Origin of the sequence: Marinobacter sp. EVN1 (genome assembly GCF_000475375.1) — a bacterium.
GTDB classification, from domain to species: domain Bacteria; phylum Pseudomonadota; class Gammaproteobacteria; order Pseudomonadales; family Oleiphilaceae; genus Marinobacter; species Marinobacter nauticus.
The window spans coordinates 248,621-273,099 of sequence record NZ_AXCB01000070.1 but is presented as its reverse complement, the minus strand read 5'-3'; the positions used below and the strand labels follow the sequence as shown (position 1 = coordinate 273,099).

Here is a 24,479-nt window from a genome sequence, read left to right as displayed (position 1 = left end):
TCAGTCGATCTTCTCGTCGGCCAGGAAGAACCAGGTATCGAGTACCGAATCCGGGTTCAGAGACACAGTATCAATGCCCTCATCCATCAGCCACTTGGCCAGATCCGGATGATCTGACGGGCCCTGACCACAGATGCCGATATACTTACCGGTTTTCTTGCAGGCCTGGATAGCGTTGGACAAGAGCGCCTTCACCGCATCGTTACGCTCATCGAACAGGTGGGCAATGATACCGGAATCCCGGTCAAGACCGAGCGTCAGCTGAGTCAGATCGTTGGAACCGATGGAGAAGCCATCAAAGTGCTCCAGGAACTGCTCCGCCAGAATGGCATTGGCCGGCAGTTCACACATCATGATGACCCGCAGGCCGTTCTCACCGCGCTTCAGGCCGTTTTCCGCCAGCAGATTCACCACCTGTTCGGCTTCGCCGACAGTCCGTACGAACGGCACCATCACTTCAACGTTGGTCAGGCCCATTTCATTACGGACCTTCTTCAGAGCCCGACACTCAAGCTCGAAACAGTCGCGGAAGGTATCGGAGATATAGCGCGATGCACCACGGAAGCCCAGCATCGGGTTTTCTTCGTCCGGCTCGTACAGGGTGCCACCAATCAGATTGGCGTACTCATTGGATTTGAAGTCGGACAAACGCACAATCACTTTCTTCGGAGCGAACGCCGCTGCCAGGGTGGAAATACCTTCCACCAGCTTGTCCACGTAGAAATCCACCGGTGAGGCATAGCCGGAAATGCGCTTTTCCACGGTCTGTTTGATATCACGGGGCAGGCCATCGAAGTTCAACAGCGCTTTCGGGTGCACGCCGATCATCCGGTTAATGATGAACTCAAGGCGGGCCAGGCCCACACCTTCATTGGGCAGCGCCTGGAAGTCAAAGGCGCGGTCCGGGTTACCCACGTTCATCATAATCTTGAACGGAATGTTGGGCATGGAGTCCACGGTATTCTCACGCAGCTCGAAGTCCAGAGCACCCTCGTAGATCATACCGGTGTCACCTTCGGCGCAGGAGACGGTCACGTCCTGACCGTCCTTGAGCACCTCGGTGGCATCGCCACAGCCCACAACCGCCGGAATACCCAACTCCCGGGCAATAATGGCGGCGTGGCAGGTACGGCCGCCACGGTCGGTAACAATGGCCGAAGCCCGCTTCATCACCGGCTCCCAGTCCGGGTCGGTCATATCGGTGACGAGCACGTCGCCGGCCTGTACCCGGTCCATTTCGTTAATGCTGGTGATGATCTTCACCGGGCCACTGCCGATCTTGTGGCCGATACTGCGACCTTCCACCAGTACTTTGCCGGTTTCCTTCAGCAGATAACGTTCCATCACATTGGCAGCTGCACGACTCTTGACCGTTTCCGGCCGGGCCTGAACGATGTAGATCTTGCCGTCATCACCATCTTTGGCCCACTCAATGTCCATCGGGCGCTGGTAATGCTTTTCAATAATCATGGCCTGCTTGGCCAGTTCTTCCACTTCCGCATCGGTGATGGAAAAACGATTACGGTCTTCCTGCTCTACCTTCACGGTTTCAACAAACTTACCTTCACCCGGTTCGGAATGGTAAACCATCTTGATGGCCTTGCTGCCGAGGTTACGGCGCAATACCGACGGACGTCCGGCTTCCAGGGTCGGCTTGTGTACGTAGAATTCGTCAGGGTTCACGGCACCCTGCACCACGGTTTCACCGAGGCCGTATGAGGAGGTAATAAACACGACATCGCGGAAACCGGACTCGGTATCCAGGGTGAACATAACACCGCTGGAAGCGGTTTCACTGCGAACCATCTTCTGGATACCGGCAGACAACGCTACCAGCTTGTGATCAAAACCATGGTGCACGCGATAGGAGATCGCCCGGTCATTGAACAGCGAGGCAAACACCTCTTTCACCGAGGTACGAACCTGCTCCAGGCCCACCACGTTCAGGAAGGTTTCCTGCTGGCCGGCGAAAGAGGCATCAGGAAGGTCCTCCGCGGTGGCGGAAGAACGCACCGCGACAGCCATCTGGTCATTACCGGCCTGAAGCTTGGCATAGGCTTCTTTCAAGGCGTTATCCAGCACTTCCGGAAACGCGGTGTCGATTACCCACTGGCGAATCTGGGAGCCAACCCGCGCCAGTTCGTTAACGTCGTTGACATCCAGGGCATCCAGGGCTTCGTCAATGCGGTCTTTCAGGCCGTCGGTGGCCAGGAATTCACGGTAAGCATGAGCAGTGGTAGCGAAACCGCCAGGGACGGTAACACCAGCATTGGCGAGATTACTGATCATTTCACCGAGGGAAGCATTCTTGCCTCCAACCCGGTCTACGTCGGACATTCCCAGGTGGTCAAACCAGATAATGTAATCTTCCAAAGCGTGTCTCCCTTGAGTCTGTGTAGCGCGGAGTCTCGAATCTGGCGTGTATGATACTGTAAGCTGCGGAAATTACCTAGGGAGGCAACCAAAGACTCCCGGGAACAAGTTCAAACCAGACCGGATACGACCATGAAAAGAACGGCGTTTTTTATCTCTGATGGCACTGGCCTTACGGCAGAAGCGCTCGGCCATGCCCTTTTGGCGCAGTTTGAAAAAATCGAGTTTGAGCGGGTTACCGTGCCCTATATCGACGATGAGGAGAAGGCCCGGGATCTTGTCAGCCGCATCAACAAAGCGTCGGAAATCGATGGGGAACGGCCGCTGGTATTCGACACCATCGTTAATGGCGGCATCAGGGAAATCATCAGCCGGGCCGACGGCTTTATGGTAGATATCTTCGGAACCTTCCTGAACCCTCTGGAGCAGGAACTCAACTCGTCGTCCTCCTACTCCGTAGGCAAATCCCACTCCATCAATAACGCGGGCAGCTACGAGCGTCGGATCCACGCAGTCAACTTTGCGCTGGACAATGACGACGGTGCCCGCACCCGGCATTACGACGAGGCCGACCTGATTCTGATCGGAGCATCCCGCAGCGGTAAAACGCCCACTTGCCTGTACCTGGCCCTGCAGTATGGCATCAAGGCCGCCAACTATCCGATTACCGAAGAAGATCTGGACGACCAGAAGATGCCCGCCGCGCTCCGGCCCCATAAGGAAAAACTGTTTGGCCTGACCATCGAACCGGAACGCCTTGCCACCATTCGTAACGAGCGCCGGCCAAACTCCCGCTACTCGTCGCTGCAACAATGCATGCATGAGATTGAAGAAATCGAATTAATGTACAAGCGGGAGCGGATTCCCTATCTGAATACTACGGCGTATTCCGTTGAGGAAATCTCGACCAGAATCATGGTGACAACGGGCCTGAAGCGGCACCGCTGAGGCAGGAAACCCGGCAGAGAGCCAATGGCCCTCTGCCAGTCAGATCAAAGTTCCTGAATGTCCATGCCAAGCCCTTCCACAACCGCACGGTTGTCGGGGCTTGTCACCACGGCCACATTGGCCTTTTCAGGCGCAAGCCAGGTCTTGGCCACGCGCTTAAGCTCGTCCAGAGTGACACCAAGAACCCTCTCTCGGAAACGTGCTCGCTGCTCCGGCGTGCGCCCGAACAGCTTGTTGTGGTAAGCATGGCGAGCCGCTCCGGCTGGCGAGCGGGGCCGGTCGAGTTGACCGATCACACCCAGGATCGCCTCTTCCAGAGCCTGGTGCTCATGCGCTTCGCTGTACAACCAGTTCAGCGCTGCATCGAAGTCATCCAGGGTTTCCGCAAGGCGGGGATCGCGATAGGAGAAGAACCGGAAAACACCATTCACGCTGTCCTGGCCGGCGCCACCACCGTAGGCCCCGCCTTTTTCACGGATGGCCCGGTGCAGATAACCGTTCCGGAGAAAGCCTCCCAGTACCGTCAGCGCAGCCGCATCGGGATGATCCACCGCAACCGTCGGATAGGCTTTGGCACAGAAATTGACCTGGGTAGATGTCAGCCAGGCCTCCCGGGTGTTGTAGCTGACCGGCTCCATGGACCAGTTACCCTCACCCTCTGCAGACACTCCGCTCCAGCAAGTGCCCAACTCATCCAGCATGGGCGACAACTGGTCGTCCTCACCAATCAGCAGGAACTGGCGGTTCTGGCTGCGAATACGGTTGTGCAGCGCGGCCAGCTTGCCACAGAAATCGGCCAGGCCGGCTTCATCTTTGAGCTGCTGATCAAGCTCCTTGGTACCACGAATTCCAGCCAGACCACCCAGACGGTACGACAACCAGGCACCGGAACTGACGCCCTGAGCCGCTGCGCCCATGGCCAGGGCATGCCCGCTTCCCGTCACCGCCTGCTCACGGCGAGCCCGGATCTGGGCAATGATCTCACGAACACGCTCTTTTTCGTCAAAACGGGCCCCGGTGTAGACATCCTTCAGCAGGCGGGTCAGCGCTTTGCTGTTTCGGCTCAGCGCCTTGCCACTGAAAATCAGATAGCCGGTCATGGCCTGAACATCATCAATCTGCCCCTTGGCAGTAAAAGAAGCGCCGATGCCGCCAGATTCCGCAGAAATACGATCCTGCATTTGCAAGTAATCCAGCTCTCCACACCCCACTTCGGAAATCAGAGTGGTGTAATAAGGCAACAGCAACAGTTCGTCTTTGCTCAGAGCCGGCAGCGGTAGCACCACCTGCTGATACACCAGGCCATTAGTGCCTCGGGAATAAACGGTCGCACCGGTTTCGGCATCGTACCGTCCCTCCGGCTCCGGCATCTGCAGCGGCACATCATCCAGCCCAACCTTGGGCAGTATGGAATCATCATCCTTGCGCATCTGGCGATCTTCCAGTGCCTGAGCACGCTGCACAATATGGCTGATATCATCGTCGGACAGCTCCGCCTTGCGCCGGGCAAGGGCTTTCTTGATGGCCTGCTGACGACGGCCTTCGAGTTTTTCATCCGGGCGCAAGGTCAGGGTTACCCGGTGCGGGTTCTCCAGCAACTTGCGCCGGATCAGCCCGGGCACATACTCGGGATCCTTGATCTTTTCCCTCAATGTCGCCAATACCGGCTCGAGATCCAGCAGTTCCACCGGATCACCACCATGAACCATGGGGGCAATCGCGCTCATGATCAGTTGCAAGCCGTAGGGGAACTGGTCTCCGGCAATCTCCCGCTGGTGCAGTTCCAGCTGATGCAGGATGGCCTCGAGGCGCTCCTGGCTGACACCGTCATCCACCACCTTCTGCAGCGTAGACTCAATCAGCTGTTCCAGATCCGCCCGGCGCTCCGGCTCGCTGCCCTCAATACCGCAAACGAAGGTCATTTCCCGGTTGGAATCCTCCAGCCCGCACATGGGAGACGGCGCATGGCCCAGGTCTGTGGTTTCCAGCGCCCGCATCAACGGCGATGCGCTGTTTTCCAGCAAGACGGCAGACAATAACTGGCCTTCAAGATTTTCCTGCAGGTCGAAGCTGTGGCCCAGCAACCACCCCATCACAATGTGGGTCTTGTTGTCGGTGCCCTCACCTTCATTTACCGCATAGCCCTGCTCTACCCGGACCGGCGCGAACATGCGCTTCTCGTCTTTCACCGGCAGTTCAATATCCAGCCGATCGAACCGTTTCAGCGCCAGCTCTTCAAACTTCTCGTGGTGCTCCCGGGCCGGGATATTGCCGTAGGTCGCAAAAATCGCGTTACTCGGGTGGTAGTGGTGGCGATAGAACTTCACCAAGTCGTCATAACTCAGATCGACAATATGATCCGGCTCGCCGCCGCTGTTGTAGTGATAAGTGGTGGTCGGGAACAGATGGCTGGTCAGGTTCTGCCAGAGCTGGGAGGTAGGTGCACTCATCGCCCCTTTCATCTCGTTGTAGACCACACCCCGGTAGACCAGGTCGCTGGATGGGTCATCCGGCTTGTCAAATTCCAGGCGATGACCTTCCTGTGCAAAATCCAGCGGGTCCAGCTTGGAGAAGAACACGGAATCCAGGTATACCGACAGCAGATTGTCGAAGTCCTTTCGGTTCATGCTGGCAAAGGGATAAGCGGTCCAGTCGCTGCTGGTGAACGCATTCATGAAAGTGTTCAGGGAGCGGCGAATCATCATGAAGAACGGATCACGCACCGGATAACGCTCACTGCCGCACAGGGCGGTATGCTCCAGGATGTGGGCGACACCGGTCGAATCCATCGGGAACGTTCGCAAGGCAACGAAGAATACGTTCTCGTCGTTGTCCGCTGCCAGGTGTAGATGGCGTGCACCGGTCTTTTTGTGGCGATACTCCTCAACCTCAAGGTTCAGGGTGCCGATCCGGTGACTGCGAAGTTTCTCAAAAGCCGGATGGATTGCGTTGTCAGTCACTGCAGCCATTAAAAAATCCTGTGTATAGAACAATTGGAGAATTACAGGGTAACACGTAGTATCGGATATCATGCACGGAACGGACTCAACAAGGTAGCCTGCCAATCCATGACAGACCGCAGCCCAGAAAAATCCCACATCGACGCCCCTGAAGTTGCCGCCTGGTGGGCCGAACGGCGCCAGTATCTCGAGCGAATCCGCAAAGTTCCCGAGATTCGACAGCGATTCTGGCGGGAAGTTGCTATCTACCTGTTACGGCGTGTGCTGTGGTCTTACGGCTTTTTCCCCATCTTCATTGCCTTCTGGCTGCCCTTTGTGCTGGCCAGCTTCAATCCGGTGGTCATGGCCGGCGACCTGATCCCTTTACTGCAGGAGTTCGTCAACTCCAATCCGGAGGAACAGGCCACGACCATCAGCACCCTGATGATCGCCTGGCTGTCGATCGGCTCCTTTTTCCTGATTTTCGATTTTGTGCTGACCCCGTTCCGGTCACCCTATCAATATGAAGCCGATGTTTACATGAAGTCCTGGGAGCAACTTAACCATGATCAGCTTCCGGACAAAGTGTGATACGACCGGCATTCTGATCAAGTTCAGACACTTTCTGTTACATAACGTTGCAGACAGTGGTTAAGATGAATCCATAACAAAGCATCCGGAACACTTGGATCACGAGGTTTTGTCATGGTCGATTTCAGGCCGCTGCTGTTCATCAATGCACTTGCACTCATGCTTCTGGTTACCGCCGGATTTGCATCGGTTCGCAAGGATCTGGTCACCACCGACACCACTGCTCCGGCTCTGGCGCAAACCGTGGAACATGCCACCGCGCCGGAAACCTCAGCCGCGACAGCACCCACAACCCGGATTGAAGCCGAAACACCGGCACCTGAGGCTGAAGAGCCGCTGTTTGCTGATACCCGCGAGACACCATTGGTAGACACTCCGGAGACGCCGCAGCCCGTCGACAACGCGCTTCAGGCCACCGGCGAACAGACCGAAACAGCAGCAAACAGCGAACCGTTCACCGTTGAACCAATGCCCGAAAACCCGGAAATGCTGGCCATGGCCGAACCGGTTTCGGCTATGCGTTCCCAACGCGACGTGCCGGAGACAAAACCGGCGCCCGAGCCTCCGAAAACCGGCACCTTGGTGTTACGCTCCAACGTGGTGGGCGATCAGGTTACGATCAACGGCAAATCCTATGGCGCCACCCGCCTGGACCTGGAGCTGGACCCCGGCCGCTATGACATCACTATCGAAAAGCCAGGATACCAGTCCTGGAGCAATTCCGTGGCACTGGAGGCCGGCGACGAACTCACGCTGGTCGGCAAACTGGAAGCCTTCACCACGGTAAGCTACAAGAATGGTGAATGGCGCGGCGGCGTCACCACTGGTGATGGCACCTGGGAAGATAGCACCGGCCTGCGTTATGAAGGCCACTTCGTGGACGCCGAGTTTGATGGTTCCGGTACCGCCTGGTACGCCGATGGAAGCCGCTACGAGGGCGACTGGAAACAAGGCGAACGGCACGGTGAGGGGCGCTGGCGCTCCGCAGACGGCACGACTTATACCGGCCAGTTCAAGAACGATCAGTTCCACGGCAAGGGCACGCTTACCCTGGCCAACGGCGACATATTGACCGGAAACTGGGAGCAGGGCCGCATGAATGGCCATGGTTCCCTGACCACCGCCGATGGCATGCTGTACGTTGGTGGCTTTCGGAATGATGAATTCCACGGCCAGGGCGCCCTCACCTACCCGGACGGACGCTCCTACGAGGGCGAATTCTCCAACGGCGAATTTCATGGCAAGGGCTCGGAAGTCTTTGCTGACGGAAAGAAATACGATGGCCAGTACATGGAAGGCAAGTTCCACGGCAAAGGCCTGCTGCGCAACCCTAACGGCAGCTCCATCGAGGCCACTTTCCGCCATGGTGAACCCTATGGACAGGTTCGCCTGACAACCGCGGCCGGCGAAGTGTTTACCGCCCGCACCACGGAACCCGGTGTCTGTTATCGGGAAAAGAGTTATCGGGCAACCCAGTGCCCGCAACTGGAAGGCTGGTAATCACCCGGTCGCAGCACCCACGCGTTTGCAGTAACAGGTTGAGGTAGTGACATGGCAATCAAAAATGCTCTGCTGGTGGACGACTCCAAAGTTGCCAGGTTTGCGCTAAGCAAACTGCTCGAGAGTCGGGACATGGAAGTGAACATGGCAGGATCGGCAGAAGAAGCGCTGGACTTCCTGAAAAGCCACGACCGGCCAGACGTGATCTTTATGGATCACCTTATGCCCGGCATGAATGGCGTGGAAGCCACCAAGGCCATCAAGAACAATCCGGAAACGGCCGGCATTCCGATCATCATGTGCACCTCCAAGAAATCCTCGTCCTTTATGGAGGAAGCGCGCAACTTTGGCGTGTACAACATCCTTACCAAGCCGCCTCACAACGAAGGCCTCAACCTGATGCTGGAGCAGCTGGCCAGTGACGTCGAGCAGGGGAACGTGCCGGAAGCACCTGTTGAAATGAACGGCCATGACCTGCAAGAGCCAGATGACGAACCCATGGACTTTCCGGAGGACGCCTCTGTGCAACTGTCGCCGAAAGCAGAAAGCAGCCTGAACGGTCACAGCGCCCCGAATGTGGTGCCTCTGACCAGCGACCTGATTGAGCAGATTGCCCGCTCGGCGGTCAAGACTCATATCAACAACCGGCTGCATGAACTGCTCAGCTCCCTTTTCGACGAGCAGTTCGATCACCTCAAGCGTGCGCTGGACGAAACCCGCAGCAAGCAGGAAGCCACCATTGAGGAGCGCCTGGAGTCACTCAGCAAGATGCTGGATGAACGCACCCGCAATCTGCGAGACGAAGTGGCGGCCGAAGTGAACCTGAACCTGGGCCGCGAACTTACCTCCCTGAAAAAAGAACTCTCCAAAAACGCCGGGTTCACCTCCGAGCACATGGCGGAGTTGAAGGATCACATCACCAGCGTACAGACCATCGACACCGAGTTCTGGCAAACCCTGCAGTCAGAAGCCATTCAGCAGGCCCACGAGATTTCCCGGGAGACCGCCGAGGACATTGCCCAGCGCACCATCGATCTGTACGTGTCTCAGCAGCGCTCGGCCAACTCGCGCATCTATACCGTTGGCCTGGCCATCAGTCTGGGTATTTTCAGCGTAGGAATCGCCTGGTTATCCGGCCTGTTCGGCTAATTGCCCACGGACCTGCTGCCAGTCCTGAGGGGTGTCAACGTCTTGTTGCACCCCGGCTATTTCAACCGGACGGGTTCCGGCCCGGTTCAGAACCACCCCCGCCCCCGCATCGCCCTTAAGCAATAACAGATCTCCCCAGAGCGATTTCGGAATCCAGGCTGGCACGCCTACCCGCTTGCCATAACTGGCTGCCCAGGGCACCTCTGGCTTCCGCCGGGCGTTTGCGGACAGCCGTCGGAGCCCTTCGGTATCCAGTAAGGGCTGGTCTGCCAACAGCACAAACACACCCAAAGCAGCGGGAGAAAGCGCCTGCAGGCCGGCAATCAACGACGTCGACAAGCCCTCCCGCCAACGCTCGTTAACCACCCAGTGCGCCGGTTGCCGATTGCAGCGAAAGCGCACCAGAGGGTAGCCTGCGCCCGTAACCACCCACGTCTGCGCCGATAGCTGCCGCGCCTGACTAATGGCGTGCCCCAGCAATGAATCGCCACCTGGCAGTTTCAAGGCCTGCTTGTAACACCCCATTCGTCTCGCCTGGCCGGCTGCCAGCACCAATGCCGGAAACTGCGGATCCTTGATGCTATGATTCGCGTTTATGATGCTCCCCCTGAAACTGCTGAATGCAGCGATTTTTGCTAGAATTCCGCCATCATGCAACCTGACCACGCCGGACCCTCCATGAACCATCTCTTTGTCGACAACCTCACTGTGATTGATTTCGCCTATCTGGATCCCGCTCGAGGCCTGGTTGGCGAAAGCTGGATTGCCGATGTGGTGCTGGGAGGAGAACTGGACGAACAGGGTATGGTCTTTGACTTCAGCAACGTCAAGCGCACCATCAAAAGGGTGATTGACGAACGCGTGGACCACCGGTTGGTGATTCCCCGCGGATACGAAGGCCTGCAATGGAGCGAGGACACGCCCAACACTTTCCGCTGGGCACTCTCTGGCGGCGGTCACATCGAGCACAGCTCGCCGGACGAAGCCGTTGTCTGGCTGTCCTCGGACCGGGTCGTCCCGTCTGCCGTGGCCGCCCTGCTGGAAAAAGAGCTTAAAGCCGTTCTGCCCGGTAATGTCATCTCCGTCGACATCAACCTGCGCGAAGAAATCATTGAGGGCGCTTACTACCACTACGTTCATGGCCTGAAAAAACATCTGGGCAACTGTCAGCGCATTGCCCATGGGCATCGATCCCCCATCCGCATCGACCGCAACGGGCACCGGGCCTACGACCTGGAAGAACGCTGGGCCAAGCTCTGGCGGGATATTTATGTGGGCACGGAAGAAGACGTGGCTCGCCGGTTCGTAGGTGATGATGGCGTTGCCTACATCACCTTCGAATATGAGGCCAACCAGGGGGAGTTTGCCCTGACACTGCCTGAGCACCGAGTATACATGCTGGAAACGGACACAACCGTAGAGCTGATTGCCGCTCACATTGCGGACAAACTGAAAGCGGAGTTCTCCGGAGAGGAAATCCGGGTAAAAGCCTACGAGGGAGTGGGCAAAGGCGCTATCGCCATACGAGTCTGAACCGACCATCCGGGATTGGCGCCCTAAACGGCGCGAATCCCGCTGCTCATTCGTTCAGACACAAAAAAACCGCCCGAAGGCGGTTTTTTTGATGGCTATCCGGTGGACTAAACCGTCAAGCCTAATTGGCGTCCCCTAGGGGGTTCGAACCCCTGTTGCCGCCGTGAAAGGGCGGAGTCCTAGGCCACTAGACGAAGGGGACTAGAAATTGGTGGAGCCAAGCGGGATCGAACCGCTGACCTCAACACTGCCAGTGTTGCGCTCTCCCAGCTGAGCTATGGCCCCTCAACGGATGCGTATATTAAGGATCCGCCCTTGGGGCGTCAACACCCGATTCCGCTTTTTTTAAAGTTTTTTGAACATCCCTGTTCTCATCGTTCAATTAACCAACAAACCGCTCATCAAACACCCAGAGCGGCGTATTCCTTCTCCACTTTCTTGGTCTCTTTCTTGGAAAAGCCGCCCATAACCTCAAGGGCATGACGCAAACGGGAGCGGGTCATGTCCGGGCCAAGCAACGCCATGGAGTCCATGACTGACCAGGAATTGGGCGTTCCGGCAATGGCCACAAAGATCGAGAACATGAAATCGCCCATCTTCAGGTCCATGGCTTTCGCCAACGCCTTGATGTCGGCAAAGATGGTGTCCTTGCTCCAGTGGCGCTGAGCTTCCAGCTTCCAAAGGGCGAACTGCAGCACCCGTTTGACCTGGCTCTCATCCAGCTTGTTATGGGAAAAGTCCTCCGGCTTCAGATTCAGCATGCCGCTGAACATGAACTGGGCCATTGGCGCCACATCGGAAAACACTTCTGCCCTGCCCTTGATATGGGGCACCAGGGCTTTCAAGTCGTCCTGGTTAAACCACCACTGTTGCATCCGCGCCATGAACTGCTCGTCGCTCAGCTCCTCACGAATCCACTGGCCGTTGAGCCAACGCAGTTTTTCCACGTCAAACACGGGGCCACCCAGGGACACGCGCTGGATATCGAAGTTCTCGATCATCTCATCCAGTGTGAATTTCTCACGCTCGTCCGGCATGGACCAGCCCATACGGCCCAGGTAGTTGGTCACAGCCTCCGGCAAGAAGCCCATACGCTCGTAGAAGTTGATGCTGGTGGGGTTCTTGCGCTTGGACAGTTTGCTCTTGTCCGGGTTGCGGAGCAGCGGCAGGTGACACAGCTCCGGCATATCCCAGCCGAAGTACTGGTACAGCAGCTTGTGCTTGGGCGCGGAATTGATCCATTCCTCACCTCTCAGCACGTGGGTAATGCCCATCAAATGGTCATCAACCACGTTGGCCAGGTGATAGGTGGGCATCCCATCAGACTTCAACAGAATCTGGCAGTCCACCTGGGCCCAATCGATCTCAATGGTACCCCGGAGCATATCCTGAATTTCACACACGCCTTCATCGGGCACTTTCATGCGGATAACGTACGGATCACCCGCATCCAGACGGCGCTTCACCTCGTCTTCCGGCAGCTCCAGATCGCCCTTGATGCCGGGATTCAGGCCCTGAGCCTTACGCTCTTCGCGGATGGCATCCAGCTCTTCCGGTGTACGGAAGCAATAGAACGCATGGCCAGCGGTGACCAGATCCTCAGCATACTGACCATACATGTGCTTGCGCTCAGACTGGCGATACGGGCCGTGGGGGCCGCCAACATCGGGACCCTCGTCCCAATTCAGACCCAGCCAACGCAACGCAGTCAGAATGTCCTGCTCGGATTCAGCGGTACTGCGGGCCTGATCGGTGTCTTCGATGCGCAGAATGAACTGGCCGCCGTGCTGACGGGCAAAGCAAAGGTTAAACAGGGCCACGTAGGCGGTACCAACGTGTGGATCGCCGGTGGGCGACGGGGCAATTCGGGTGCGTACTGTCATGAAACCATCCTGAAAATAAGTGGCCGATTTATAAAGGGCGCATTATAGCGGCCATCCTGAGGTTTCGCATGGGCGGCTTTTGCATCCCCGACACAAACTGTTATATTATAACGTTTCACATGCACGCAGGATTCGATACACCATGCCACAGAATGTCACCCGCCTGGCCCTTGCACTCTCAGCCCTGGCTATAGCAACACCCGCCGCCGCAACCAATGTGGTTGCGTCCATTAAACCTGTCGAACTTCTGGTCAAAGCTGTCGCGGGTGACAGCGTGGAGGTATCAACGCTGGTACCACCCGGCTCCAGCCCCCATAACTACAGCATGAAGCCCTCTCAGCGGCGTGCCCTGGAACAGGCGGATGTCATCTTCTGGGTCGGCCCGGATATGGAAACCTTCCTCAACCGTCTGCTCGGTGGCAAGGAATTCGCTGGCCGGTCGGTGGCTTTCCTGGAAAGCGAAGGCGCTGAATCTGAGCACGACGAGCATCATGATGAGCACAACCATGAGCCTGAGCATGAAGAGCACGATGATCACGGGCATCATGACGAACCCGATGTCCATCACCACGATCACGGCGACGGCGAAGACCCACATATATGGGTAGACCCGATGCTGGCACTGGACATGGCGAAAGGCATCCGGAATGTACTGAGCGAACTTGAGGGCGTAAACCCCGAGGAACTGAATGCCAACCTGGAGCGTTTTCAAACCGAACTGCTCAACAAAGAGCAGAGTATTCGAGCGAGCTTTGCCGGCCTGGATGACATCAGCCTGTTCGCCTATCACGATGCCTTTACCCGCTACGCCGAGCACTATGGGCTGACGCTGGAAGGCGTTCTGACCCTGAACCCGGAACTTTCCCCTGGCGCCCGACACATCGCCGATGTTCAGGCCAAGCTCGAAGCTGCCAATCACCCGTGCCTGCTGACCGAACCCCAATTCAACCGCCAATGGTGGCGTTCCATTACCGAAGGGCTGAACGTCACCTTCAGCACCTGGGACCCGCTGGCAACCGACATTGAATCGACACCGGCAGGCTACATCGAGTTTCAGCAATCTGTGGCCGATGCGGTTCTCAAGTGCTTACCAGAGCAGGCTCAGTAGCACCGGAATAGAGACCATCGCCAACAGGGTTTGCCCGCTGATGATCCCTGCCATCAGCGGCGCGTCCCCGCCAAGCTGGCGCGCCAGGATGTAGGCGGACGTGGCAGTAGGCAAGGCCGCCAACAGCACCGCCACTTGCACCAGCAGCCCCTCCAGCCCGAGCATCCAGGCCAGGCCCGCGGTCATCAGTGGAAACGCCACCAGTTTAAGAGCCGAGGAGACAATAAACGGAACCGAACCGCCACGCAGGGCACTGAGCTGCAAGCCAGCTCCCACGCACATCAGCCCCATCGGCAGCGCCAGATTACTCAACGGCTCCAGTATGCCCGCCAGCAAGGGATGAAACCCTACCTGGAAATAGCTCCAGAGCACACCAATAACCGAGCCGACGATCAACGGGTTGGTGACAATCGCCCGAATCACCGCCGCCAGATTGATTCGCTCTCGTCCTGCTACCATCGCGAACATCAGAATACACAGCAGGTTCAACAGCGGCACCATAATGGCCACGGCGATGGCCGTGAGCGAGAGGCCATCATCGCCCAGGAGCATGCCACCCGCAGCCAGGCCCACATAGGAATTGAAGCGGATAGCACCCTGGTATACCGATGAAAACACCGGCCCGGACCAGCCCCAGAGCCACTGTGCAGCCACCAGCACCAGCGTCATAGCCAGCAGCATGGCGACAATCAGCATCGCCGTATCACCGTAGGCGGAAGGAGGCAGCCGGGCCTGCCCAAGCTTGAACACCAGCATGGCAGGAAACAGCACGTAATAGGTGAAGCGCTCCGCACGGGGCCAGAAATCACCTCCGGGAAAATCCACGCGGCGCAAGCCATGGCCCAGCATGATCAGCACGAAGACAGGAATCAAAGCCTGAACCACCATTGGCATCACCACCTCCCGACTACCAGACACCAGCCCGTTCACAGGTGCAAGACACTAGCACAGATCTTCGGCAAGTTCGCAGTTGCCATTTCCCTCACCCGGGGGTAAATTCAGAGTTTCTTCAACTCTAAAGGCGAAGTGCAATTCCCGTGAACACTCTTCGTTCAGGCAATTACACGATTTCTCTGGCACTGCGGTCCTCCTTCGGGAACACCGGCAGGGCTGCCATCCGCCTCTGATTTCGCTGAATCCTCCTCTTTCCCATCCGGATTCAGCGCCTAACCAACAATCGATTGTTTACCTGGAGATTCCTATGGCTGAATTGCCACCTATCACTGTTGCAGAAGAAGATTACAACCGCCTCAGCACCTTGCTTGAGCGGGTCGCCGGCCAGTCTGACGTAGCCGATGGGCTGGAGGACGAACTCAGCCGTGCCGACATGAAACCGCTGGCCGAGATGCCGGAGGGCGTGGTGACCATGAACGCCCGAGTGCGCTTTCTGAACGAAGACACCGGCGAGGAGCACGAAGTGGAGTTGGTATACCCCCATGAGGTAGGCGACGCTGATCACAAAGTCTCGATACTGGCACCGGCCGGCGCCGCCATGCTGGGGCTGAGCATTGGCAGCAGCATCGAATGGCCCATGAAAGGTCGTAAGCCCATCCACCTGAAAGTGATTGGCGTTACCCGAAACCCATAAGCACTTTCCTTTACAAATATCAGGACTTGATATTTCTCCAAAGGCAGAACGGCCTCCGGTGGTAGCATTTCCCCAATGCTAACCGACAGATCAGGAGGCCGTATGGCAGAGCAGCACCACGAAGACTGGGACCCCAGATCAGCCGAGGTTCAGAAGGACCAGATCCGCGCCTACGATGCCATGCGCAAGGAATGCCCGGTGGCCTGGAGTGATTACCAGCAGTGGACGTTGTTTCGCCATGCCGATGTCATGCAGGTACTGGAGGATCACCACACCTTCAGCAACGCCGTCTCCGCCCACTTGTCCGTACCGAATGGCATGGACCCGCCCGAACATACCCCCTACCGCAAGGCCATCGAACCCTATTTTGCGCCGGAGCCCATGGCGCGCTTTGAACCGGTATGCCGGGATGTGGCCCGGGCGCTGGTACAGACCCTGGACAAAAACAAGCCGCTGGATGTGGTCAATGCTCTAAGCCGCCCCTTTGCGCTACAGATTCAGTGCGCGTTTATGGGCTGGCCGGATAGCCTGCATCAACCGCTGGCCGAGTGGGTGATGAAAAATCACCGGGCAACCCTCGCCCGCGACCGTGCCGCCATGGCCGACGTTGCTGAAGAGTTTGACGGGTACATCCGAGACCTTCTGGATTCCCGGCGCCAGCCCCATGAGCCTGCACCAGATGATGTCACCACCCGGTTAATGCGTGAGCAAATCAATGGCCAACCCATGACCGACGAAGAGCTGGTCAGCCTCTTACGCAACTGGACAGTCGGCGAACTCGCGACCATTTCTGCGAGCATCTCGATACTGACCAACTATCTGGCCCATCATCCCGAGCTTCTGAATGACCTTAAGGCCGCGCCAGAGAAGCTTTCTGAAGCCATTGACGAAATCCTGCGAATGGACGCCCCTCTCATTTCCAACCGCCGAGTGACCACCAGAGAGGTCGAGATAGGCGGCAGAACCATTCCCGCCGGCGAGAAAATCACCCTTCTCTGGGCATCTGCCAACCGGGACGAAGATGTTTTCGGTAACCCGGACCAGTTCTGCCCACGTCAGAACGCAGCCAGGAACCTGCTCTATGGCGCCGGCATCCATGTCTGTCCCGGCGCCCCCCTTGCACGAATGGAACTCAGGATCTTCATGGAGGAGTTGTTGAAGCAGATCGAAGCTATAGCGCCGGCAGAGGGCCAAAAGCCTGAGCGGGCGATGTTTCCCACGGGTGGATTTAACTACCTGCCACTGGTGTTTCGCTGATAGCTTTGTCCAGAAAAAACAAAAGCCGCAGCGGAGAACCTCCGGTGCGGCTTTATAGTGCGACGGGATCAGTCTTCGATAAACACCAGGCTTTCGTCGGACCCCGCGGCTTCAAGACGCCCCAGAGGCTGCAGATCCAGCCCATGCTTTCGGGCGAGGGCCTCAAAGGCTTCCCGGCTCTTTTCGGCCACGCTAACCATCAAGCCACCGCTGGTTTGCGGATCACAGAACAACAGTTTGTCGGCGTCGGTCATACCGGAAATCGCCTTGCCGAACGCCGCCGCGTTGCGGTGGGTGCCACCAGGGATGCAATCGGCATCAATATAGGGCTTCAGGTTTGGCAGCACAGGCACAGCCTTGCGACTTACCGTTGCCTTCAAGCCGCTGCCCCGGCAGATTTCCAGCAAGTGCCCGGCAAGACCAAAGCCGGTTACATCGGTCATGGCATTGACACCATCCACCTCAGCAAACACTTCGCCAACCTTATTGAGGGTCGCCATGTTCTCCACCGCCACGGCCAGGTCTTCAGGAGTAACCTTACCTTTCTTGGAAGCACTGGTGAGAATGCCGACGCCCAGTGGCTTGGTGAGATACAGCAAATCGCCCGCTTGAGCGGTATCGTTTCGGATAATACGGTCAACAGCCACCTGGCCAGTCACCGCCAGCCCGAATATCGGCTCCGGTGAATCGATGCTGTGGCCACCGGCCAGGGCGATACCTGCCTCGGCACACACGGCACGCCCACCATCGATTACCTTGGCGGCAATTTCCGGTTCCAGCTCATTGACCGGCCAGCCCAGAATGGCAATAGCCATCACGGGCTTTCCGCCCATGGCATAGACATCGCTAATGGCATTGGTGGCAGCAATACGGCCGAAATCGAACGGGTCGTCCACCACCGGCATAAAGAAATCGGTGGTGCTGATAATGCCAAGGCCGTTACCCACATCGGCAACCGCAGCATCGTCTCGGCTGCTGTTGCCCACCAGCAGTCGCGGATCGTGAAATTCGGGAGCATCAGTGTGAAGGATGCGGTCCAGAACGTCCGGAGCAATCTTGCAGCCACATCCGGCACCGTGGCTGAACTGGGTCAATTTGATGGACAAAGCGTCTTCCTTCTTTCGGTTGAGCAACTCGGTTATCGTCAGGATACGCAACAGTCTACAATGCAGCTCACTCTCCGGCCACCAAATGCGTAGGAACCACCATGACCACCCCGAACAACCAAGGCCCCGCGACTCGCATCATCCACAATCGCCGCCATAAGGATGCCTTCGGCAGCCCCTACTCGCCGGTTTACAACACCACCACCTACCGGTTTGAAAACACGGCAGACTTGCTGGATGTGATTGAGGGGCGAAGCGACGGTAACCTGTACACTCGCTGGGGCACCAACCCGAGCATCCAGGAACTGGAACAGGGACTGGCCGGGCTCGAAAATGCTGAAGCAGCATTGGGGTTCGCCTCCGGCATGGCGGCAATTTCGGCAACCCTGCTGGCCCATGGCCGTAATGGGATTGTGTGCGTAGGCGATCTTTATGGGGGCACACAGGAACTACTGAAGAATCACTGCCAGGCGCTGGGCATTCCAGTGACCTTCCTGTTCCGTGAAGAGCAGAACCAACTGGCGGAAACACTGAACGAACCGGGCAAGCTGGTCTATTTCGAAACCCCGGCCAACCCGAACATGGCGATCCTGGACATTCGCGCCATCGCTGAAACGGCCCACCAGCACGGCGCACTGGTGGCGGTGGACAATACGTTCGCCAGCCCCATCAACCAGAAACCGCTGGAACTGGGCGCAGACCTGGTCTTGCACAGCGCCACAAAATACCTGGGTGGCCACAGCGACCTGACCGCCGGTGCCCTGATGACCTCTGCAAGCCTGGCAAGACCCGTGGTCGCCTGGCGCAAGAACCTGGGCCAGCTGATTGCCCCGGAAACCGCCGCCCTGCTCTCCCGCAGCTTGCGCACGCTGCCATTACGAGTGCGCCAACACAACGAGAACGCCATGGCAGTCGCTCAAGCGATGGAACAACATCCGAAAGTCACCAAAGTACACTACCCCGGCCTGCCTTCCTTCGAAGGCCACGACCTGGCCAAACAGCAGATGACCGGCTTCGGCGGCATGCTCAGTATTGAAGTGGACGGTGGCCAGCAGGCAGCCGAAAAAGTGGCGGATTCCCTGAAAGTCTTCCTGCTTGCCACCAGCCTGGGCGGAGTAGAAAGCCTGGTGAGCCAACCGAGCGCCACCAGCCATCACGGCCTGAGCGGGGAAGAGCGCCTCAAACGGGGCATTGGCGATGGCATGCTGCGCCTGTCAGTGGGGCTTGAGGATGCAGCCGATCTGATACAGGACCTGAATGATGCCCTTACACAAGTGTGTTAACGCCCCTGTAGCATGAAGGTTTCGTACTCAAGTTCATCGAACTTGCGGGACAGCAGCGCCAGTCCAACCAGAGCTGAGACCAGGGTAGCCGCCGCATAGCCGTATCCGTAAAAGGCGGCGCCCAACTCAATGGTGATCAGCGTGAACACGATATTGGTACCGAGGAACAGGGCGCAAAGAATCAGGTTTATCCCCCGGGCATCGAGGTAAAACAGCACATTCTGTATCGCAAGAAGAATCAACTGCATGGCCACCGCAATCAGGAAAATGTGGAACAGTGGAAGGTACAGTGTGGAGATACCCAGGGCGGAGAGAATCTCCTCTCCCCACAGGAACAGAATGATCACCGTCATTCCCTGCACTTTGATGATCTCATAAATGCCGTTTCTGGCGACCAGAACCATGTCATCCCGAAAACGGTTGATTCGCTCCAGGGTATCGCCCTCACGGACGGCGTTATAAAACCGGTCGTATGCTTCGGAAAAATCGGTTTCCATTCGCACCAGAAAAACAGCCATACCGGGGATGATCGAAAGGTAGGCAAGAAAAATGGGAATGTCATAGATAATCGACGCTCTCAAAAGCCCGATAATCGGCTCTGAGGTTTCCGGCACGAACCAGAAGATCAGCTTGTCGGCCCATACCGCAGCATTGAAGAGCAGCCCGGTAAAGATCAGGGTGGGAAAGATCTGGGCACGCCTGGCGAAGTCAAACCGGATGAGCGTGGTACCCGGGTACTGGCGGATGATGGTGTAAAAGAAACTGAAAAACAAAAGGCTGTGGCCCAGCAGCAATCCGAGCAAAAACCCTTCAATGCCGAAATCACGCAGCTGCACCGAGGCAACGATAGCGACCAGATACCCAAGCGCGAAAACAACAACAATACGACGATAGGACTTCATGCTGGAGAGAAAGATAGTAACCGGCCAGAGGTTACACAGCACCACAAAATTCGCCAGCATCAGGAGCCGGTATAGATAACTGGTGCCCGGCATAAACCAGATAGCAGCAACAACGCCGAGCATGAAAGACGCGGCGGTTGAGACCCAGATAACCCCCATGAGGTTGGGCAGTATCAGATTACGCTTGGACTCGTAGAGCCTGTCTGCGACCCAACGCGTGAAAACGTGCTGAAATACCCCGGAGAGAATCAGCGAGAACGCCATCAGATAGGTGACCGACACCAGAAACTGGACCACGAATCCCTGGTTTGCCTCGAGCGCAAAACTCAGCACCCCTATGATCATAACCCCGAGTACCGACAGTACCCAGGGCCCCGAACTGATGATGCCCGCCAGACCATAGGCACCCAGGAGGTTCACAAAGCTTTCCCGCCGGAGTATTCGCCTCAGCTCAAAACCGATACCCGCCACTAGCGCTTTCCCCCACTCGCCGGCTCTAACGACGCCTCATAGAGGCGGCGGTATTGATCAAACATACTGTCCAAAGTGTAATAGCGTGATACCCGCTCCAACCCCGCGGCCTGGGCTGCCCGCCAGGCCTCACTGTCCGTCAGCAGATGAATCGCTTCCCTGGCTGTCGCTTCAGGGTCGGCGATCGGAACGACAGCGCCCGAGGCACCCAAAGCCCGATCCTCCTCACTCATTCCCTCAATGAGTTCACGGCAGGCGCCGACATCCGTGGCAAGGCACGGCAGCCCCGCGGCATTGGCCTCAAGTATGACCAACGGCAGCGCCTCGGAGATCGAGGTAAGCACCATCAAACCCAGTTGGGGCAAAATCTCGCTGACATTCTGAAAACCCAGGAATTTAACGCGGCCTTCCAATCCCAGGCTGGTCACAAGATTGCGACACTCAGCGACATAGGCGGGGTCTTCATCCTCTGGCCCGACGATCCACCCCTCAGCCTCGGGCACTTGTTCCGAGACACTTCTCATCGCCCGAATGAAGGTTTTAATGTCCTTGATCGGGACGACGCGGCCAACCAGCCCAAGCACCTTGGGAATGGCCTCCGACCGCTGCTCCCGTGGTTCCCTGAAACGCTCAGGATCGATCCCGTTCGGGATAATGCAGGTTTTTTCCGGCGAAGCCCCGTCCTGGTGCTGGCGAGCCTGGTTACCGGAATACAGCGAGACAATGCTGTCGGCCTTCTGGTAAGCCAGCCTTCCCACCACCTCGAAGAAGCGTATCCAGAGACGCCGGATATAGCCCAACTGGTCATTAAGTGCCGCACTCACCTGATCCTCCGGATCGTCAATCCATTGTGCCTGGGATAGATCGATCTTTCGTTCTTTGGTGTAAATGCCATGCTCACTGATCAGGTAAGGTATACGGTATCGGTCGCTCACCATTGCACCGAGCAGACCGGCATACCCGGTTGAGATAGAGTGCACCATCTTTACCCTTGGCATGTTCTTCGCAATCTCTGCCAGCGTAAACAGCGGCGCGTGCATCGTCCGGATCGTCCAGAAATAGTCAACAAAAGAGGGTTCGATGCAATAGGCACGGAAACTGTCTTCAATGACCTGCCAGCTCTCCCGGCTGTACAAAAAATCCTTGCGGGTAATCCCCCCTGTCTCACCCAGGTCTCTGAATACCTGCGTGAGCACCTCCTCGGGCACCGCCTCATTGGCCTTGAAACTCTCGTGCAGCCGCCGCTGACTCTGGAAGGCCCGCTTGTTTCCGTCCCTCGGCCTCGGCTTTTCCCGAACCTGGGTGTCCATCAGGTAGTGGCACTCCAGATGGGTGACATTATCCGGCAGGGTGTATTGCTGCTTTCCGTAATGGCTGGGATCGCCCCCCAGAAAAACCAGGGCAAACCGGTATTCCGGAAGTCCCGAGATCATCTGGTGTACCCAGGAAGACACGCCTCCCCGTATAAACGGATAGGTGCCTTCTAACAGCAATGCGATGTCCGCGATATACGGCTGCTTTCGTTTGAACAAACTCATAACCAGGCTTCGAGAAGAGGAGTGATCGCCGGATGATTGTGACCATGGGCGCACCGGGCCAGATAGAACCTGACCCGCTGGTAGTCCTTGGCCAGAAACGCGATTTCAGCAAGATAAGGCAGAATGTGTTCCTGACGGGCGCCATTATCAATAGCGACTTCGAAGGCATCACGTGCTTCTTCGGGCCGCCCCAACGCCAGTTCCACCCGCCCCAGGAGCTGCCAGTCCGAGGGCTCGTCATAGGTGGCAACCAGTTTCACCAGGAGGTCCCGCGACTTTTCCAGGTAGTACTGCCTGAGACTGCCCTGAGCCAATCCAAGATAGGCGGTTTCCCACCAGGTTTGTGCCAGACGGCGATTCATGCGCTCGAGCGCTTTGGGGTCAGCGGCTTCCGTCACCTGGCTCTGCAGGCGCTCAGCCTCCTGCACCAGTGCCTTTTCCTTCTGCTCCAGCATGGAATACGCCAGCAGCCGGACATCATCAACCGGATCCTTGAGTGCCTCCCGGAGAATATCAACTCCCTCCCGGCCTTCCATCTGTCGGCTGGCCAACAAAGCTTTCAGGCGTTTACCCGGATCACTCGCCTCTCTCAGAACCTGGCGCAAACCACCCTCGGTATAGACAACCTGACTGCCCATATCGGTAGGCCTGAAAGGCAACTCAGGGATGGGCACCTGCTGCCACGGGAGCTCTCGGTTCGAGCGCGGGAGATACAGCGCGAGCAGAATACCGACAAACACGCCAAGACTGCCCACCAGGGGAATCGCAAACTGCAGCGAAAACAGAAAGACTGCGGGCCGCCAGCGCTGTTTTCGGTAACGTTGAGGCATGAGGACCAGCAGAGCAAGCGTAAACACCACGCAGGACAAAGCATGGGCAACGACATAACCACCCACTGCCCGAACCGAATCCTCACCGGTAAACAGTGCAACCGCACCGCCCAATTCTGAGACCAGTCCAAACGGTAACAACCAGTAGCTAGTCAATCGCGCCACCTTCGCGAGCCAGCCACTCGGCGACCTGGGCTTCCGTCTTTACCACCAGTGACTGCTGACTGGCAAAATCCCACAGTGAACGGCCCGCATTTTCCCGGATATCCAGTTCCAGTCGATGCAGATACCCGGCAAGCCCCAATTCATCGGTCAGTGGCATCAACAGGACCACGCTGGGGCTCTCGTTCGCTCGGTTAACGGCAATCACATCAAGCCCCCGCAGCAAGCCGGTCATCCTGTCCGCGAGGGTTGCCAGATCCTGCTCGTTCACCTGCAGCTTAAGCAGCACGGAAGGCAAGCCAAAGGCCTCTGCATCTCTAGCAGCGCGACGCGCCTGGGAACACAGGCTCTGCCACTCATGAGAACCTGCCATCGTCTGATCCCGTTGGCACAGCATATCCGCCATATGCCCGGCAAGAATCGCCATCAAACGAAGCGTCCGGTTCTGGAAACTGAAGAATGGAATGGACTCCACCACACAGAGCGCCACCAGGTCATCGGTAGAACTAATGAGGGGGATCACAACCAGCAGATCGGTATCCAGTTTTTTCAGGTGTTTGCGGAACTCTGTCTGCACCGACACCAGTGTTCTTTCCTGCATGGCATATCGAATCAGCGGATCGGACTCCGAAACCGCCTCATAGTCACCAACCGTTGCCAGCGCCTTCGGTTCAATGTTTCGGTTTCCTTCCACTGCCAGTATGGCGGCCGTCTGGAGCTGGCCGTATCGAGCCAGAACCCGCAACATCAGGGCCGCGCTTTCTTCATTCAAACCCTCGGTGCGGGTCTGGGACAGTTCGCCATACAGTCGTCTCAGCGCTTCCCTCAGGCTGCCGGAGCTCCCGGCTAACTGTTGCTCGAGACGATCATGGGACACCTTCATCAGGTAGAAGTTGCGGGTAAATTCTTCCAGGCGCTGGAGACTGTATTCGTTAACTGCGTTGGCCCGGCGCAATTGACGTTCCCAGTAGTCCCGAAACTCCCCGGCCAGCAGCCCACATGCCAGCATGCCGGCGGCCCATCCCCACGGGTAGGCCGTGGCAGCGGCCTTGTCATAGTGCCACCCAGCCACAAGCAGCACCAACAGACTCGACATCAGAGCCGGGAAAAAGCCGTAGCGCAGGCCAATCAACAAGGGCGCCAGAACCGGCCACGCAAACGTATTGCCAACGTGGAGCGGGTCGTCAGGTCGCAGCCAGAAGCCTGCCGCGAGAAACAGACCTGTGACCAGAACGACTTCCAGCCATTTCAGCCAGCCATGCACCTCGGTGGCGGGCCCCGATTGTGCCACTGTCGTAGTTGCCCGGGTGTCCTGCAT

General features: G+C 57.4%; 19 protein-coding genes and 2 tRNA genes. 9 read left to right on the top strand and 12 right to left on the bottom strand.

Annotation, left to right across the window (positions count from 1 at the left end; translation table 11 throughout):
• A complete protein-coding gene (gene ppsA / locus Q674_RS38480; protein ID WP_014421120.1) occupies nucleotides 1-2,373 on the bottom strand; it encodes a phosphoenolpyruvate synthase in 2,373 nt (790 codons plus the stop codon).
• A gap of 132 nt (nucleotides 2,374-2,505) precedes the next feature.
• On the opposite strand from ppsA, the gene Q674_RS38475 reads away from it, so the two are divergent.
• Complete coding sequence (locus tag Q674_RS38475; RefSeq protein WP_011785359.1) at nucleotides 2,506-3,321, top strand: pyruvate, water dikinase regulatory protein; 816 nt, start codon at nucleotides 2,506-2,508, stop codon at nucleotides 3,319-3,321.
• A 44-nt stretch (nucleotides 3,322-3,365) separates the two neighbouring features.
• Here the strand turns inward: Q674_RS38475 and Q674_RS38470 are convergent, their stop codons facing one another.
• Nucleotides 3,366-6,290 (bottom strand): insulinase family protein, encoded by a 2,925-nt coding sequence (locus Q674_RS38470; RefSeq protein ID WP_023009925.1) that lies wholly within the window; start codon nucleotides 6,288-6,290, stop codon nucleotides 3,366-3,368.
• A gap of 99 nt (nucleotides 6,291-6,389) precedes the next feature.
• Between Q674_RS38470 and Q674_RS38465 the strand changes: the two genes are divergently transcribed.
• From Q674_RS38465 to Q674_RS38455, 3 genes are all read left to right on the top strand, one after another.
• Complete coding sequence (locus Q674_RS38465) at nucleotides 6,390-6,851, top strand: hypothetical protein (protein ID WP_023009924.1); 462 nt, start codon at nucleotides 6,390-6,392, stop codon at nucleotides 6,849-6,851.
• Between the two features lie 114 nt (nucleotides 6,852-6,965).
• Nucleotides 6,966-8,351 carry an MORN repeat-containing protein gene (locus tag Q674_RS38460; protein WP_023009923.1) on the top strand — a complete coding sequence of 462 codons (1,386 nt, stop codon included), beginning with the start codon at nucleotides 6,966-6,968 and terminating at the stop codon, nucleotides 8,349-8,351.
• A 51-nt stretch (nucleotides 8,352-8,402) separates the two neighbouring features.
• Nucleotides 8,403-9,500, top strand: a complete 1,098-nt coding sequence (locus Q674_RS38455) for a response regulator (protein ID WP_023009922.1) — start codon at nucleotides 8,403-8,405, stop codon at nucleotides 9,498-9,500.
• Here the strand turns inward: Q674_RS38455 and Q674_RS0121020 are convergent.
• Nucleotides 9,480-10,187 carry an NTP transferase domain-containing protein gene (locus Q674_RS0121020; protein WP_081698958.1) on the bottom strand — a complete coding sequence of 236 codons (708 nt, stop codon included), beginning with the start codon at nucleotides 10,185-10,187 and terminating at the stop codon, nucleotides 9,480-9,482. The two genes, Q674_RS38455 and Q674_RS0121020, sit on opposite strands and share 21 nt — an antisense overlap.
• Here Q674_RS0121020 and Q674_RS38450 point away from each other — a divergent pair.
• Nucleotides 10,179-11,033, top strand: a complete 855-nt coding sequence (locus Q674_RS38450) for a 6-carboxytetrahydropterin synthase (protein ID WP_023009920.1) — start codon at nucleotides 10,179-10,181, stop codon at nucleotides 11,031-11,033. The two genes, Q674_RS0121020 and Q674_RS38450, sit on opposite strands and share 9 nt — an antisense overlap.
• Before the next feature lie 126 nt (nucleotides 11,034-11,159).
• On the opposite strand, the gene Q674_RS38445 is transcribed toward Q674_RS38450, so the two are convergent.
• The 3 genes from Q674_RS38445 to gltX form a co-directional block, all read right to left on the bottom strand.
• Nucleotides 11,160-11,235, bottom strand: a tRNA-Glu gene (locus tag Q674_RS38445).
• Between the two features lie 7 nt (nucleotides 11,236-11,242).
• Nucleotides 11,243-11,318: transfer RNA gene (locus Q674_RS38440), tRNA-Ala, on the bottom strand.
• A 116-nt stretch (nucleotides 11,319-11,434) separates the two neighbouring features.
• Nucleotides 11,435-12,916, bottom strand: a complete 1,482-nt coding sequence (gene gltX, locus Q674_RS38435) for a glutamate--tRNA ligase (RefSeq protein ID WP_023009919.1) — start codon at nucleotides 12,914-12,916, stop codon at nucleotides 11,435-11,437.
• A 142-nt stretch (nucleotides 12,917-13,058) separates the two neighbouring features.
• Here gltX and Q674_RS38430 point away from each other — a divergent pair, with 142 nt between their 5' ends.
• Nucleotides 13,059-14,024 carry a zinc ABC transporter substrate-binding protein gene (locus Q674_RS38430; RefSeq protein WP_023009918.1) on the top strand — a complete coding sequence of 322 codons (966 nt, stop codon included), beginning with the start codon at nucleotides 13,059-13,061 and terminating at the stop codon, nucleotides 14,022-14,024.
• On the opposite strand, the gene Q674_RS38425 is transcribed toward Q674_RS38430, so the two are convergent.
• Nucleotides 14,004-14,918, bottom strand: coding sequence for an AEC family transporter (locus Q674_RS38425; protein ID WP_023009917.1), 915 nt, complete (start codon nucleotides 14,916-14,918; stop codon nucleotides 14,004-14,006). The genes Q674_RS38430 and Q674_RS38425 overlap by 21 nt on opposite strands.
• A 307-nt stretch (nucleotides 14,919-15,225) precedes the next feature.
• Here Q674_RS38425 and rnk point away from each other — a divergent pair, with 307 nt between their 5' ends.
• Nucleotides 15,226-15,612 (top strand): nucleoside diphosphate kinase regulator, encoded by a 387-nt coding sequence (gene rnk, locus Q674_RS38420; protein ID WP_023009916.1) that lies wholly within the window; start codon nucleotides 15,226-15,228, stop codon nucleotides 15,610-15,612.
• A gap of 102 nt (nucleotides 15,613-15,714) precedes the next feature.
• Nucleotides 15,715-16,869 carry a cytochrome P450 gene (locus Q674_RS38415; RefSeq protein ID WP_023009915.1) on the top strand — a complete coding sequence of 385 codons (1,155 nt, stop codon included), beginning with the start codon at nucleotides 15,715-15,717 and terminating at the stop codon, nucleotides 16,867-16,869.
• 68 nt (nucleotides 16,870-16,937) lie between these two features.
• On the opposite strand, the gene selD is transcribed toward Q674_RS38415, so the two are convergent.
• Nucleotides 16,938-17,975, bottom strand: coding sequence for a selenide, water dikinase SelD (gene selD / locus Q674_RS38410; RefSeq protein WP_014421107.1), 1,038 nt, complete (start codon nucleotides 17,973-17,975; stop codon nucleotides 16,938-16,940).
• 101 nt (nucleotides 17,976-18,076) lie between these two features.
• Here selD and Q674_RS38405 point away from each other — a divergent pair, with 101 nt between their 5' ends.
• Entirely contained in the window at nucleotides 18,077-19,258 is a 1,182-nt protein-coding gene (locus tag Q674_RS38405) for a trans-sulfuration enzyme family protein (protein ID WP_023009913.1), read from the top strand.
• Here Q674_RS38405 and pelG read toward each other — a convergent pair.
• From pelG to Q674_RS38385, 4 genes are read right to left on the bottom strand one after another with little or no spacing between them, the layout of a single operon-like run.
• Entirely contained in the window at nucleotides 19,255-20,631 is a 1,377-nt protein-coding gene (gene pelG, locus Q674_RS38400; protein ID WP_023009912.1) for an exopolysaccharide Pel transporter PelG, read from the bottom strand. The genes Q674_RS38405 and pelG overlap by 4 nt on opposite strands.
• Nucleotides 20,631-22,169 carry a GT4 family glycosyltransferase PelF gene (gene pelF / locus Q674_RS38395; RefSeq protein ID WP_023009911.1) on the bottom strand — a complete coding sequence of 513 codons (1,539 nt, stop codon included), beginning with the start codon at nucleotides 22,167-22,169 and terminating at the stop codon, nucleotides 20,631-20,633. Before pelF ends, pelG begins: the two co-directional genes overlap by 1 nt.
• Nucleotides 22,166-23,164, bottom strand: a complete 999-nt coding sequence (locus Q674_RS38390; RefSeq protein WP_226374412.1) for a tetratricopeptide repeat protein — start codon at nucleotides 23,162-23,164, stop codon at nucleotides 22,166-22,168. Before Q674_RS38390 ends, pelF begins: the two co-directional genes overlap by 4 nt.
• Nucleotides 23,148-24,479: a PelD GGDEF domain-containing protein gene (locus tag Q674_RS38385; protein WP_023009909.1), complete on the bottom strand. Its 1,332-nt coding sequence runs from the start codon at nucleotides 24,477-24,479 to the stop codon at nucleotides 23,148-23,150. Before Q674_RS38385 ends, Q674_RS38390 begins: the two co-directional genes overlap by 17 nt.

Excerpts from the sequence above, each read along its gene's own strand:
- Q674_RS38470 (WP_023009925.1), bottom strand. The coding sequence starts at position 6,290 with ATGGCTGCAGTGACTGACAACGCAATCCATCCGGCTTTTGAGAAACTT.
- Q674_RS38465 (WP_023009924.1), top strand. The coding sequence starts at position 6,390 with ATGACAGACCGCAGCCCAGAAAAATCCCACATCGACGCCCCTGAAGTT.
- pelF (WP_023009911.1), bottom strand. The coding sequence starts at position 22,169 with ATGAGTTTGTTCAAACGAAAGCAGCCGTATATCGCGGACATCGCATTG.
- Q674_RS38430 (WP_023009918.1), top strand. The coding sequence starts at position 13,059 with ATGCCACAGAATGTCACCCGCCTGGCCCTTGCACTCTCAGCCCTGGCT.
- Q674_RS38450 (WP_023009920.1), top strand. The coding sequence starts at position 10,179 with ATGAACCATCTCTTTGTCGACAACCTCACTGTGATTGATTTCGCCTAT.
- Q674_RS38385 (WP_023009909.1), bottom strand. The coding sequence starts at position 24,479 with ATGCAGGACACCCGGGCAACTACGACAGTGGCACAATCGGGGCCCGCC.
- rnk (WP_023009916.1), top strand. The coding sequence starts at position 15,226 with ATGGCTGAATTGCCACCTATCACTGTTGCAGAAGAAGATTACAACCGC.
- Q674_RS38425 (WP_023009917.1), bottom strand. The coding sequence starts at position 14,918 with ATGCCAATGGTGGTTCAGGCTTTGATTCCTGTCTTCGTGCTGATCATG.
- Q674_RS38405 (WP_023009913.1), top strand. The coding sequence starts at position 18,077 with ATGACCACCCCGAACAACCAAGGCCCCGCGACTCGCATCATCCACAAT.
- Q674_RS0121020 (WP_081698958.1), bottom strand. The coding sequence starts at position 10,187 with ATGGTTCATGGAGGGTCCGGCGTGGTCAGGTTGCATGATGGCGGAATT.
- Q674_RS38475 (WP_011785359.1), top strand. The coding sequence starts at position 2,506 with ATGAAAAGAACGGCGTTTTTTATCTCTGATGGCACTGGCCTTACGGCA.
- gltX (WP_023009919.1), bottom strand. The coding sequence starts at position 12,916 with ATGACAGTACGCACCCGAATTGCCCCGTCGCCCACCGGCGATCCACAC.
- Q674_RS38455 (WP_023009922.1), top strand. The coding sequence starts at position 8,403 with ATGGCAATCAAAAATGCTCTGCTGGTGGACGACTCCAAAGTTGCCAGG.
- Q674_RS38415 (WP_023009915.1), top strand. The coding sequence starts at position 15,715 with ATGGCAGAGCAGCACCACGAAGACTGGGACCCCAGATCAGCCGAGGTT.
- Q674_RS38460 (WP_023009923.1), top strand. The coding sequence starts at position 6,966 with ATGGTCGATTTCAGGCCGCTGCTGTTCATCAATGCACTTGCACTCATG.